At 49.5% G+C, this 12,546-nt stretch carries 13 protein-coding genes and 1 pseudogene; 9 read left to right on the plus strand and 5 right to left on the minus strand.

Annotation, left to right across the window (positions count from 1 at the left end; all coding sequences use genetic code 11):
• The coding region (locus tag B7L70_RS13500) for a class I SAM-dependent methyltransferase (RefSeq protein ID WP_162009153.1) at window positions 1–309 on the plus strand (309 nt) is incomplete at its 5' end.
• Here B7L70_RS13500 and B7L70_RS09860 read toward each other — a convergent pair.
• Window positions 286–597, minus strand: coding sequence for a hypothetical protein (locus B7L70_RS09860; RefSeq protein WP_081227783.1), 312 nt, complete (start codon window positions 595–597; stop codon window positions 286–288). The two genes, B7L70_RS13500 and B7L70_RS09860, sit on opposite strands and share 24 nt — an antisense overlap.
• A gap of 3 nt (window positions 598–600) precedes the next feature.
• On the opposite strand from B7L70_RS09860, the gene B7L70_RS09865 reads away from it, so the two are divergent.
• Window positions 601–1,947, plus strand: coding sequence for a TldD/PmbA family protein (locus B7L70_RS09865; protein ID WP_081227786.1), 1,347 nt, complete (start codon window positions 601–603; stop codon window positions 1,945–1,947).
• Here B7L70_RS09865 and B7L70_RS09870 read toward each other — a convergent pair.
• Complete coding sequence (locus tag B7L70_RS09870) at window positions 1,944–3,377, minus strand: TldD/PmbA family protein (protein ID WP_081227788.1); 1,434 nt, start codon at window positions 3,375–3,377, stop codon at window positions 1,944–1,946. The two genes, B7L70_RS09865 and B7L70_RS09870, sit on opposite strands and share 4 nt — an antisense overlap.
• Window positions 3,378–3,438: 61 nt before the next feature.
• On the opposite strand from B7L70_RS09870, the gene B7L70_RS09875 reads away from it, so the two are divergent.
• Window positions 3,439–4,002 (plus strand): ABC transporter permease, encoded by a 564-nt coding sequence (locus B7L70_RS09875; protein ID WP_238376202.1) that lies wholly within the window; start codon window positions 3,439–3,441, stop codon window positions 4,000–4,002.
• A gap of 374 nt (window positions 4,003–4,376) precedes the next feature.
• Here the strand turns inward: B7L70_RS09875 and B7L70_RS09880 are convergent, their stop codons facing one another.
• Complete coding sequence (locus B7L70_RS09880) at window positions 4,377–4,814, minus strand: hypothetical protein (RefSeq protein WP_081227791.1); 438 nt, start codon at window positions 4,812–4,814, stop codon at window positions 4,377–4,379.
• A gap of 103 nt (window positions 4,815–4,917) precedes the next feature.
• Here B7L70_RS09880 and B7L70_RS09885 point away from each other — a divergent pair, with 103 nt between their 5' ends.
• Both B7L70_RS09885 and B7L70_RS13505 read left to right on the plus strand, forming a co-directional pair.
• A complete protein-coding gene (locus B7L70_RS09885; protein ID WP_081227793.1) occupies window positions 4,918–6,054 on the plus strand; it encodes a hypothetical protein in 1,137 nt (378 codons plus the stop codon).
• Window positions 6,055–6,518: 464 nt separating this feature from the next.
• Window positions 6,519–6,677: a hypothetical protein gene (locus B7L70_RS13505; protein ID WP_162009154.1), complete on the plus strand. Its 159-nt coding sequence runs from the start codon at window positions 6,519–6,521 to the stop codon at window positions 6,675–6,677.
• 265 nt (window positions 6,678–6,942) lie between these two features.
• On the opposite strand, the gene B7L70_RS09890 is transcribed toward B7L70_RS13505, so the two are convergent.
• Both B7L70_RS09890 and B7L70_RS09895 read right to left on the minus strand, forming a co-directional pair.
• Complete coding sequence (locus B7L70_RS09890) at window positions 6,943–7,512, minus strand: hypothetical protein (protein ID WP_143701617.1); 570 nt, start codon at window positions 7,510–7,512, stop codon at window positions 6,943–6,945.
• Window positions 7,494–8,828, minus strand: coding sequence for a hypothetical protein (locus B7L70_RS09895; RefSeq protein WP_081227798.1), 1,335 nt, complete (start codon window positions 8,826–8,828; stop codon window positions 7,494–7,496). Before B7L70_RS09895 ends, B7L70_RS09890 begins: the two co-directional genes overlap by 19 nt.
• A gap of 112 nt (window positions 8,829–8,940) precedes the next feature.
• Between B7L70_RS09895 and B7L70_RS09900 the strand changes: the two genes are divergently transcribed.
• The 4 genes and pseudogenes from B7L70_RS09900 to B7L70_RS09915 form a co-directional block, all read left to right on the plus strand.
• Window positions 8,941–10,095, plus strand: coding sequence for an ATP-binding protein (locus tag B7L70_RS09900; protein ID WP_081227799.1), 1,155 nt, complete (start codon window positions 8,941–8,943; stop codon window positions 10,093–10,095).
• A 100-nt stretch (window positions 10,096–10,195) separates the two neighbouring features.
• Window positions 10,196–10,390 carry a hypothetical protein gene (locus B7L70_RS09905; RefSeq protein WP_081227800.1) on the plus strand — a complete coding sequence of 65 codons (195 nt, stop codon included), beginning with the start codon at window positions 10,196–10,198 and terminating at the stop codon, window positions 10,388–10,390.
• 88 nt (window positions 10,391–10,478) lie between these two features.
• Window positions 10,479–11,054 (plus strand): hypothetical protein, encoded by a 576-nt coding sequence (locus B7L70_RS09910; protein ID WP_081227801.1) that lies wholly within the window; start codon window positions 10,479–10,481, stop codon window positions 11,052–11,054.
• Window positions 11,054–12,546, plus strand: a pseudogene (locus tag B7L70_RS09915) (hypothetical protein); the annotation flags it as partial. The gene B7L70_RS09910 and the pseudogene B7L70_RS09915, both read left to right, overlap by 1 nt.

Genomic DNA, 12,546 nt, shown 5'->3' on the forward strand with positions numbered 1-12,546 from the left:
TTCGTGAATGGGAGTAGCTGGGCTTTACCGATTGGTTATAGGAGGTTTGATGCCGCGGTGGCTGTCTTCACACTCCATCATTGGGGTGACCATGACCTATCCATGAGTAATGTCGTGAAATCCCTAAGGCCCAATGCCTCATTTATCGTTGTGGAGGTCGATGGGGATAGGTTGAATGCCCACGGCCACTCATGTACGAGTAAGTGCCTAACTGATGTGTTAACGCCGTACTTCAATGATGTGGTTTTGAGGCGTAAATTCCCGCTGATAATTGCGATTGCCAAATCACCTAAAGCACCCACGCCTTAGATACCTCATAACAACACCTACGGATAAACCCTCAATACCCGCCACAGCCGAGGCAATCAATATGTTTACTGGTGTTGGTGGGTCTATGATTGTGGAGAATAACGTAAGTGCTGCCGCTAAACCCAATTGCGCTAGGGCTAAGGTTTTAAGTAATGGCTTATTCACGGCACACCCCTCCTCCCTAATCGTAGTTACTAACTTCACAAAAACCATACTGCCAACCTGACTTTTAAGTGTTTTATTTGTTGATGGTACGGGAATGCTTATTAGGTTTAGTGCGCGTTTCACACAATGAGTGTACTCGAAGTTCTTAATAATGCCATTAACGGCGTTAAGGGTCTCGTCAATGAGTGCATAATCATAGCTAGGAACGTTAGGTGGTCAATGATTAGGTTCGCAAACAACGAACCGACAATAATAAACAATTGGCTGACACAGGAGGTGAGCCTGTACGTTGCCAAGTCCAGGAGGTACATAACGGCATCGCTCACATCAATAAACGCCAGGGACATAAGTAATGAGCTGCAGAGGATGGTTAAGAGGCTCGAAAACCTACCCGAGGACGAACTCTACACAGGACTAACGCATGTCGGCAAACCCAGCCAGTTACCTGGGTCCTACGATAAAAACATCGAGGTTGACGTTGACAGGATCGTTGATAAGCTCAACAACGCGATAAACGCATCCCTGTCCGAGGGCTCGAGTAGGAATGCAGGGGCCCTAACGTTTGGCGTTGAGGAGAGGTATTACGTGGATACCACAGGGCTTGAGCTCGAGGATAAATCATCATTCGTAACACTGACGATAAGGGCCTTCTTGGATGATGTCTCGGCAACCTCCGTATCCGTATCGAGAACGTTAAGCGAATTCAAACCCGAGAATGCAGGTAGGGAGGCTGGATCATTGGTTGCGCTGGCGAAGGGATTGCCTGAGGAGAGGATAGATAATGGGCGTTATGATGTACTGCTCGGACCGTTGGTCGCGGGTCACCTGTATGGATTGCTAGCATCCACCTGGTTCAATGCATACTCAATAATTACCGAAATGTCTGGTGTGACTAGGGATGACGTCGGTAAGCAGGTGGCCAGTGAGAAATTAACCCTCGAGGACTTATCGGGTGAGGGTTCCGTGGTTGGTTCGGAGGCCTTTGATTACGAGGGTAATGCCACGACAAACCTCACAATCCTAAATGGGGGTGTCTTAACGAGCATTCTCCACAATAACAGGACAGCCGCGCGATTCGGTGTAACCAGTACAGGTCATGCTGTGAATAATTGGGTTAGGCCAAGCCCAAGGCATGCGAGGATTGGTGCGGGTAGCTTATCGAGTGATGTTGATACTGTGATGAGGGAATTAGGTAGTGGATTGTTGATAACTAATAATTGGTACACTAGGTTCCAAAATATTAAGGAGGGTTTGTTCTCGACAGTTGTTAGGGATGTTGCATTGCTTATTAGGGATGGAAAACCTGCTGCCAGGTTACGTGGATTAAGGATTGCGGATTCCTTCAAGACGTTGCTTAGGAACTTCACGGACTCTAGTAAAGATACGAGGCAGGTCTATTGGTGGGATATGCCTATACCGGCTTCATCACCCTCCTACGTTTTGATCAGGGGACTCAACATAACGAAGGGTTAGGTTGGTGATTTCAAAACCCTAACCCCACTAACCCTGAAGGTCACGCCACCCAGGAAGACAGGCACTCCCTGCTCAGGGTTTCCCTTACCGCAAGTCCCTGGGAAGAAGCGTAGGTCATTAGCCACAGCGTCCACATTGCTCCATAGGGTCTTGGTGTCAACCTCAATGAATGGGTCCCTAACCATGTACTTGAGATCCCCATTCTCGATGTAATAGGCCTCGAAACCACCATACCTACCGAACCAACGCCTATCATCGATGTTCCACTCGGTGTATGAGGCAATGAATAAGCCCTTCCTCGTCTCTCTAACAATTTCCTCGGGCTTCCAATCACCAGGTGCCAGGTAGGTATTTGCCATCCTAGGTATCGGTTCCTTATCAAACTCACTAGCCCTAGCCGCCGCATTGCTCGTTAGCCCTATGTAGCTGGCGTACTCCCTATTCATGAGGAACTCATTGACATAACCATTCCTAATCAAGTACCTAGGCCTCGCAGGCACGCCCTCCTCATCCACGAGGTAATAACCGTAACTATTGGGTATTGTTGGGTCATCGATTATCGTGACCAGGTCACTACCCAACTTGTAACTACCCAGGTAATCAACCCTCATGTAGGACTCACCCGCCTCAGCACCCTCCCTACCCATTATCCTATCCAACTCCGACGGGTGGCCAACACTCTCATGAACAAATATGCCGGCCAACTCAGGACTAAATACAACATCCATCACGTCATCGTGCGGAAGCGGTTTCGCCTTATCAAGGACATCCCTGATCGCGCTAACTTCCCTATCCAACTCCTGCTCCACATTGCCCAGTATCTCAAAACCGCCCGAACCGCCGAACTCCACATTCCTCTGGGCACTACCCTTCTGTGGGTCATAGGCTATTAATGAACCGAATAAGTAAATCCTCGGTACCCTACTCCTCACGTAAGCTCCATCACTGGTTATCAATACCTTGTCCGTAATTTTAACGTTAAGGAATAGGTTCCTAACCCTAACCCTAGGCTCGACCTTAATGCGCGAATCAAGCCCCGTTAGGTACTTCACCAAGTAATCATCACTCAAATCCTCAACCTTAACCCCCTCATTAACGCTGTAGGAAACCCTAGCCAACCTCTCATGACCAAGCCTTATCTTCCTCCTCCTAATCCTAGCTACAGCCCTGGCGTAAGTTACGGCTCTACTTACGGCATCCTTAATTGAGTCCCAGGAGGTGTCGCTAGTTGCTGCGAAACCCCACATACCATCAACTAAAACCCTAACTGAAACACCGCCATAGGAGTAATTACCAATTGATTGGAGGGCACCATTCCTAACATGTATAAAGCGGACAGAATCTACCTGGAATCTGGTCTCGGCGTAGGAGGAACCCACGCCAAGGGCTAGGTCCACGGCCTTAAGTAGGACATCCTCGGAAACCTCCATTAATAAATCAATGTGAGTCACCTAATTAAAAATTATGAGGACGAAAAGACCTAATCCTTCAATGAAGGGACTTATAGGGATGGTGTCCGGTTACTTCGGTAAATACGTTGATGAGGCCGGCATGAGAGTTACCGACATGTTCCTGGCATTCCCAGCAATAATACTGGCGTTAGCCGTTGAAGCAGCCATAGGGAGAGGCGCGATAAATGCAGCAATAGCCCTAGTGGTTGTTTGGTGGCCAACGTACGCAAGGCTCTTTAGGGCTGAAACCCTCAGGGTTAAGACACAGTACTTCATAGATGCAGCTAAGCTATCAGGCACGAGAACAATGAGATTAATATTTAGGCACATATTCCCCAACGTGCTAACACCAATAGTGTCATATGCAACAATAGACTTAGGTAATGTAATACTTGCCTACTCAATAATAAGCTTCCTCGGCTTTGGCGTACCACCGCCATACCCAGAGTGGGGAAGGCTCGTATCAGAAGGATTTCAGTACTTCCCAGCACCAGCATGGTGGTATGCCATAATACCTGGGGTAATAATAACAATAGTAGTCATAGGACTTGCACTGCTAGGCGATGGAATCTCAGAATTCATAACCGGTGGAACAATAACATAACAAAACAAGTACCCACCAATTTATTAAATTCTCATGAACATGCAATAAAATGCGTAAACCTAAATAACCTCCACGCGCTCTCTCCTTGAGTGATGAGTAGGTCGGTAAAGAACGATGATCGTAACACCTTGCCCCCCACTGATCATAACCGTAATACCTGCCACACAATTTATTCTACGATAGGATAGCATCAACTGGCAATCACCTGAATTACCCATTGACTGGCTATTGGCTAGGGGAGGCACTAACACACTAGTGCCATTAATATCACTGTACCTTATGGCGTGGGATGCTTACGTTAGCATGTGGCTTGCTAAGAATGCTGATACTGCTAGTTCTAGTGAAGCCGGCCCAGGGAGACTTGGCAGTGAACATTAGGCTTTGTATTGTTTTAGTAGTCTCCTTAACTTGATCCATTGGTCATTGAATTCGATTATTGAGAAGATTGAGAGGGATGATAGGGCTATCACTGCGAACAAGTCTAGTCTAATTAATCCAAGCAGTACACTAATCACGTACGCCGTTGTTAAGGTTATTGAGAAACCTAGGTAGAAGGCTGCCCTCGGCAGTATTGCCGTTCTAACTATTAAAATACCCTCCAACACACCATCCCTCTTAACCGCCCTATACCCATCACTATCCCTAACGACAAGACCCAGTGATCTAAGCCTCTCCAGGTGGTGGTAGGCCTGCCCAGGGCTTGAGAGGCCAAGAGCCTTCTGAACTTCCCTAATACTCATCGCCCTACCCTCCCTAACCAGCAGCAGGTAAACTCTTAACGTAGTTTCACCAAGCCTAAACTCATCGCTCACGATTAGGCCTTACAGCGTTAATTATAAAGTTCTAGCACTTAGAACGTTCAAGATTTAGGTGTTAGTAAAATTAAGGATGAGCCAGCGGGGGTGGTGACCAGGCATGGGTTTAGGTATGTATGTAACTGGTGTAGGGAGGGTGAAGGTGGGAAGGGTTAAGCCATACCTATTAATGGTAGGTGCATTAACAGCGTTAATACTGGCGCTTGTTGTTGCCGCGCAACCAATAACGCTCCTTAGGAGCGGTTTAGTGGTTAATATACTGAGCACCAATGGATCTCTCATTGGCATAGTGGCTTACGGTCATAACCTTGCGGTGAGCCACGTGGCAATGCGGTTAATAGAACCCAACCAAAACTACTTAGTGGTGGCTTATAGCTTTAACGTAACCCAGGACAAGCTCATCGAATACATTGGATACACGTACGTTAATGGCTCAATGCTACTGAGGGTGCTTGCTGGTGGTTCAGCAGCCCTATACTCATGGGTTAAGGGTAACATTGTCCTTAAGCCGCTGAACCAATACCCGAGGGCTAACGTAACCGTGATAGTTAAGGCCCCTAACGGTGAACCTGTCAGTAATGGTACGGTTTGCGCGCTACTGGCACCACCAGTATTCCTACCATTTGTGTTTTCACCCCACATGACATCACCCTACGGTGAGTTGTGCGTTAAGGTCTCTAATGGCATAGCCGAGTTCAGTAACCTACCTCAAGTACCCTATTACCTGGTCTACACCAACATAATTAGGCTTGGTGGTGGTAAAATAATTGTTAAGCCCATTGGCAGTGAGGTTATCAACATCTATGGTGTTCCAGTGAACGTAACCAGTTACGAGGAAATCATAAACATAACCAGGCCATCATTCGTACTGCTCACAGGCATGAACATGACTATACCTAATAACGGCACAGTGATCATTAAGGTTAGGTTAATTGAACAAATACCAATCATAAGACCCGTAACAGTTGCTTCACCTGCTTTACCAATTAATGAAAGCAGCTCATTCAACATAGACCCAGCCGACATAGTCTACATGCTGAGTGGCGCATCAAGCATAGTGCCATCAATATCAACGGGGACCACCACAGGTGCACCAAAGGTAGTAACCGTTGGCGGTATGGGTCAGGCAAAACCCCCAGTACCCTACGGCCTAGTTGTATTGATAGTCGCACTGGCGGTGATGGTTGGCTTAACCATGGCCATAGTAGCCCTTAGACTAGCCGTTAGATCAAGATGAACTAACCATGGCTAGTGAAACACCGATAATTAGCAGGTATGACACCTATAGAAGGTTTAGAATAAGCCCCCTGAGGCGTATGTAAGCCCTAGTTGAGACACATTAAACATGGGTTACCCTTAAAATTAAGCTTTATTTTCCTTCACGAAACTCGACGGCGTACAGCTGGGCTTGGTTATGTTAAGCCCTTTGCCATGCATGACTCCAGGATTAAGCACCATGATTAACCCCTCCACTCTTCACTAAAATCGACATCACCGCAGTTGGTGCATTGGTTAATGTCACTTGGTACTATTCTACAGGTAGTACTTAGGCGACTCCCTACTTACATACCCAGATACCGAGTCGGCTATATAGACAAAGCCTTAGGCCCTTCCTCTCCATCAGCTCCACAAGTAACTCTTCGGTTTGCTGAGGAGCACTAGCAAGCTGAGTGTAGAGGTAATCCTGGAGAACGAAAAGGATTGCTTGGGTGCATTGAGGAGAGGAGCGATGGTACGCCAGGGAGTGTTTGGGCAAGACTGCTGCTGAATAGCATCGAGTCAGCAGCACGAAATATAACGAGGATATTCAGGGAATCATTGAGCGGAAACCCACACTTTATACCATCATCGGTTGATTGACATTATGAAGTCACTGACATCCTAATAGGGCTAGCCATAGAATGCCTATTTATGTTACCCAACGCATAAAGAACATGCTAAGCAAAGTAGGGCAAGAATGACTAGCAGGTTTGATATGCAGGGCTAGTCATGGTGGTATGCATGATAAAGAGGGATTGATTGGAAAGTTGGTGGGCCCGGTGGGATTTGAACCCACGACCTACCATAGTGGGTTGTTTGTTTTTAGTGGTTGTGCCTTGGGTTTTCTTGGGTGGCTTGTTTGTCCTCACGCCAGTACTACCTTCGGTAGTTTTTCTATCATTGTTTTTGGTACGTGTTGTTGGATCAGGTGTTTGTTGTGGTTGTATCCGCTTTTCATTAGTATGGCGTGCATTGTTGGCGTTGCGGTCTTGTGCCTGATCCAGAGTGGCTTCTTGAGTTTGTCGATGACGATTAGCCTATGGATGGCGTGTAGGTAGGCTATGTTCCTGAGGACCTCGTAGTCATTGCCTGCCTTTAGTGGGACAATTGTTGGGTCTGCATTAACCATCTTGAACCACCAGGTCCTGAAGCCGAGCCTCCTAAGTATGAAGTAGAGTGAGTGTCCAAGCTCGGCCGGGAATGCCATGTGGGCTTGGGTCTTAATCCCTTTCGAGTTCTCACCGGCCAGGAAATCCCTAAGTGCCGAGAGTGTTGTGTAGCCCCATTTGATCGGTTTAACCCCAATGATGAGGCGATTATCAACCCGCTCCTCAACATCAACACTAAAGACACCAATCGGCACCCTAGCCTCTAAACCAACTAGGTAAAAGCTCCTCACATCCCTCGGATACATGACTACTGGCTCCCAATGCACTCCCATACAGCCCTCACTCCCTCACCCCAACCAAAACCCCCCTCCCAAATCAACTCAAGGGGCACCCCGTATTTTTCAGCGCACTTCCTCAGCGTTATTGCGTTGGGCTTTGGTTGTATGTTCACGTCAACCTTAACCGGCATCATGGTCATGCCGGCGCCTAGGCACTCCTTCATCTTTGGCGTTGTCGGCTTTATGATGGCCATTGCCGTGTGTATATCACGCCAGTGCTCCTCCAACTCAGCCTTCGTCCTAATGCCCGGCACATCCTCCTCACCCAACGCGTACTTGTACGTCGGCCTCCTCCTCAACACATCCATGAAGCTTATGAAGGGTATCGGGAACTCGATGAAGATTTTGGCGGTGCTCCAAACGTCGGGCGGGAAGTGCTGAGGTGCCTGGCTAATCAATGCGAAGTAGATCCTCCTATTCCTACCCATCCTAAACAGGCTGTTAAGCGTTGATACCGGGCTTTGCATGAATAGGTGAGCCTCATCGATGACTATTATCACGTTTGTTAGGTCGGACAACTCGATGGCCTTCAACAGCGTTATTATGTAGAACCACCTCTGAATATCGAACCTAAACGGCCTGAGGTCAATACCTATTGACTTACCCCTCAACCCACCGCTTAGGAATTTCTTGATCAGCGGGTGGGTCTCTGGAGAGTTTATGGCCCAGTGGTGCATGTCGAAGAGCCTCCTCAGTAGTGCCTTTATCGAGTTAGCGTCATCACTAGCCACAACACCCTCCTCAACCAAAGCCCCACAAAGCCTAAACAAGCCGGTGAAGTCCCTACTGAACCTCCTCACATCGAAGCTCTGCGGTGGACCAAAGGGGCTTGGCGAGCCGGTCAGCCAGGTCATGCACCTAATCGCGTTGTAGATCATCGGCGATGATAGGGCCTCAGAGACCCCAGCGATCTTCAAAACCTCATCAACGACGCTGTGCAAAGCATGGGGCACGAGCTCAACCGGGTTTATTGGGTAGAGGGCGTGGTAGTCTGTGAAGCCCTCATAACCACCACCAACATCGAACACCAACGCCGAGTAGCCGGGCGGTACCTTGCGTAGGCAAGACCTCATCAACGTAGTCTTTCCCGTACCCATAGCCCCATAGACAACCACGTGGCTCTCATTATCAACCATCACCTGGAACAAGTCCTCGCTTAAGTCGCCGAAGCACTCGACAGACTCAACGTAATGCACATCCTCACCTTGTTGAGGTTGCCTAGGACCAAGGGCACCGGACCAAAAAGGCGATACATAGGGCTCCCTCTTCCTCCCAAACAACCTGAACCAGTTGCCCCAAGTCATTGATTAATCAGTTAGCCGGTTTAAAAGGGGTCTACTCAGGGCTAGGCACACTGACAGTTGGCGGTTCACGTGACTGTGAACCCCCTTTTTAAACTGGGGGTAGTGGTTACTGATGACTGGGCCAGTGAATGCGGAGGTTGGGAGGAGGCTGCTTAAGTTCGTTGCTGCGAGTAGGGGCAATGCTGTGGTGATTGGTCCAAGCGGCTCTGGGAAGACCGTGCTGATGGAGGCTGCCGTTGAGCAATCGCCAGACGACCACGTTGTCGTGGTACTGGACGAGGTCGGAGCCTACAGCGGCTACACCGACTACCACGCACCATACCCAATAAACCCAGCGAGGCACCTATCGCCGCTAGCCCTATCACTGGCGATAGGCGATGCAGTAAGGGCTGGTAAAGCCATGGAATTGAGCACGGGGGCTAAGTTAATAATCGAGAGGGCAGCCGCATGGTTAAGCAATGAGGAGAAGGCACCGATAGACGTGAGCAACCACCCAAGGAGTCTCCCGGGCATTGCCAAGGCAATCGAGGATGCCGCGAACAAGGGCATCCTAAACGTTGAGCACGCATACGAGGCACTATGGGCACTGGGTAGGGCTAGGCACTGGATGCTCACAACCGAGACACACCCACTCATTGAGAGGTTGCTCAATGGCGAGTTGAGGGGTAGGTCAGTAAGCATTGACTTGAGCGGTGTTCATGGCAGCGTTGCTAAGTGGCTCTACGCAATAACGCTCATGAAGTCCATGGAGGAGGCAGGGCTGAAGAAGGTAGTCCTGGTCATCGATGAGCTGTGGGGCAGCGGGCTGCCTAGAACCCTCATTAACTGGCTAATGCTGGAAGCCAGTAGGGGTAGGCATGTAGTCCTAGTGAGCGACGCACCGCCGGATGAGGCGCTGAAGTACGTGAACGCTGTGGTCAAGTTCCCATACGCGTACATGAGCCTAAAGGACCTATTGGCTGGGAGGGTGGACCCAGACCTAACGGAGCTAAGCAAGTACGGACCACACACGGCAAAGCTCTACGCATACGCAACAACCGAGGAGGCAGCCAAGGTACTCGGGCTAGGGACTCCAGGGTACACCGAGATGCCAATAAGGGTCGAGAAGCCAGAACCAAAGCCAAGCGCAGTCACATTGAAGAAGTGCATCGAGGAGATAGCTGGCGAGAACGCGGAGGATGTGATCAACGACCTGAGGAAGAGCGGCTTCGAGAAGACGAAGTACCGAGACGAAGCCAGGCAAGTCTGGGAGTGCATAGGTAGGTAAACCACTGATTAGGGCTAGCCTCAAAATCAAAACCACCTTTTTCTTTTCCCCTTTCCTCCTCATCAACCCCAGCCTTTTAAGCCGATTACCGACTTAATCGGTGGTTGAGGTGGGCGAGTTAGGTAGGGAGAGTTTAGTCAATGAGTTAGTTAAGTCGCTACTCAACGACGACGCGAAGCCCGTGGTCTTCAACCCAGGGGGTAGGAGGACGGTGCTCAAGCTAGGCTGTCTCAACGAAGCCCCTAAGGAGTACACGGTGGTCATCATCGACATAGGCGAGGCAAAGAGCAACTAGGCACCACACAGTCAAAACCATTTTTCCCTCTTCTCTTTCCTCCCTCCTTTCTCCAACCCCGCCTTTTAAGCCAAGCATTGATTAACCGATGCTGAACTGCCTACAAATAAAGACGGGCTTGGTCAGGAAGAAAACAATCTTCGTGTGCGGGTTGGACCTCGGTAAGATAGGGAGCGAGAGGGCGTTGCTGGGCTTGGGCGAGGTAGCCCTAATAATGAGGGGTAGGGCGTTGGTAGCCAGCGAGAACCCACCATTCGGCTTGCCTAGGAAGGCTTTGACGGTGGTTAACCAAAGCGACATCCTAATCAAGGCCAAGGTCCATAGGGAGTATTGTTGGGATAGGTTGTTCCTCTGGCCACCGAATGAGACTGTTGAGATGGTTGACCACCTGGTCAACAGTGGTTTTGGTCTTGTTGTCATGAGGCTCGATAAGGCTCCGAACCTGTTGAAGCTTTACAGGAAGCCCATGATGGACAACATGATTAGGGCTAAGGACATACTGGACATGCAAGTACCAATATCAACACTACCAGTCCAGGTAGGCATACTGGAAATCAAGGAACTAGGTAGGGGAAAGCCGTTTTGGAGCTATGCCGGTAGGGGCTGCATTGCTGGTAGGTACATAAACGACGCCCTAATGCCCCTCGGGTTCAGGGTGGTTTGATGATTCAAATAAACCCATATTTGATCCAGATCTTCGTAACCATTGAGGCGCTGTTGGTGATTGTTTGGGGCGTGGTTAAGGGAGGCATCAACATGAGGAGACTAGTCTTCGCAGGCTCGGCAGTCATCTTCGCGTTTGTGCTGCCGTGGGTCTTGTCCCACTTGGTACCAGGCTTCGGTGACGTAACCACCTACCAGATGTTGCAAAAATATGCCGAGGGCGCCGAAAACAAGTGGGCCTCAGTCTACTGGTGGTCGTCGAAGGTGATGCTCATTGATGCCTCTGCGATGACGGCTTTGAACATAATCGAGATGCTATCCACCTTTGGCCTAGCCAGCATACCACAGCAGTACATGGGAGTGTTGATGAATTTGGGCTGGACACTGGATCCTATCGATGCCGTTGTTGAGTCGATAAACCACGCCTCACAAGTGCTAATAGCCATATTCCACACCATAGCCTGGTTGGCATGGTTCTCATGGGCCGTTGCACCAACGATCCTAGGCATAGCCCTTGCCCTGCTAATACCCGAGAGGACTAGGCCAGCCGGCACCGCCTTGCTACTGCTGACGTTAGCCATAATGTTCTTCACAGCCCTGGCAGCCTCAACGCTTGGGCTAACCAAGGAAGCCCAGTTGATAAACTCGATAAACCAGACGCTATCCACTATTGAGCACGACCTACCGGCAAACGTGACAATAAGGGGATACCTACTGCTACAAAGCAGGTATCCATACCTCGTTAGCGGTAACCTAGTCAATCAAACAATGATTTGCGGACCAAGGGCTTGCTACCCCGTGCCCCAACCAGTCTCCTGGTTCATAGGCTTCACACGCCCAGGCAAGTACTCGGTAGGCTTGATAGACCAATTCGCAACACCAACCATAAGCAACATCACACTGCTGTGGCTCGAGGTGAATGCACCATACCAATGCAACCTACTCTACTGGCCCAGTAGCCACAACATAACCCAGGGCCCAGAGGTTGAGCAATGCAACCCACAGCTCTTCAACAGTAACGAGACGTTCGCCGAGGTGGTCAGCCTAGGAAACCCACCCTTCAACTTGATTTGGGAGAAGGTAAACGGCACCGTGTACACAGGCGCTTGGGAGTGGGTGGCATCGCCAAGCACATACTCGGTGAGTAATGGGAACAACACCGTAACCATAAACGCAACAATCAACATACCACCGCACTGCTTTAACATCACGAACCCGAGGACCGGCGTTAGCCAGAGGATCTGCTACTCAAACGTCACAGCAGATTTGTGGGTTTGGGCATTAAGCATTAGCTACCCAAGCCAATTGAGCGGTGGCAATTGGTCATGCACGCTCAGCCTAACAAACTCGAGAAGGTACCCTGTTGTCGACCTAACCAACCAGTTCAACACGATAAAGGCATTCATGGGCAAACTAATCAACGAGACAGAGGTCTCGAAAAAGCTCATCTACCCAAACGTCACAGTGCCGAGTTACGCACTCCCGAACCCAAC

The sequence above is a fragment of the Vulcanisaeta sp. EB80 genome, assembly GCF_002078205.2.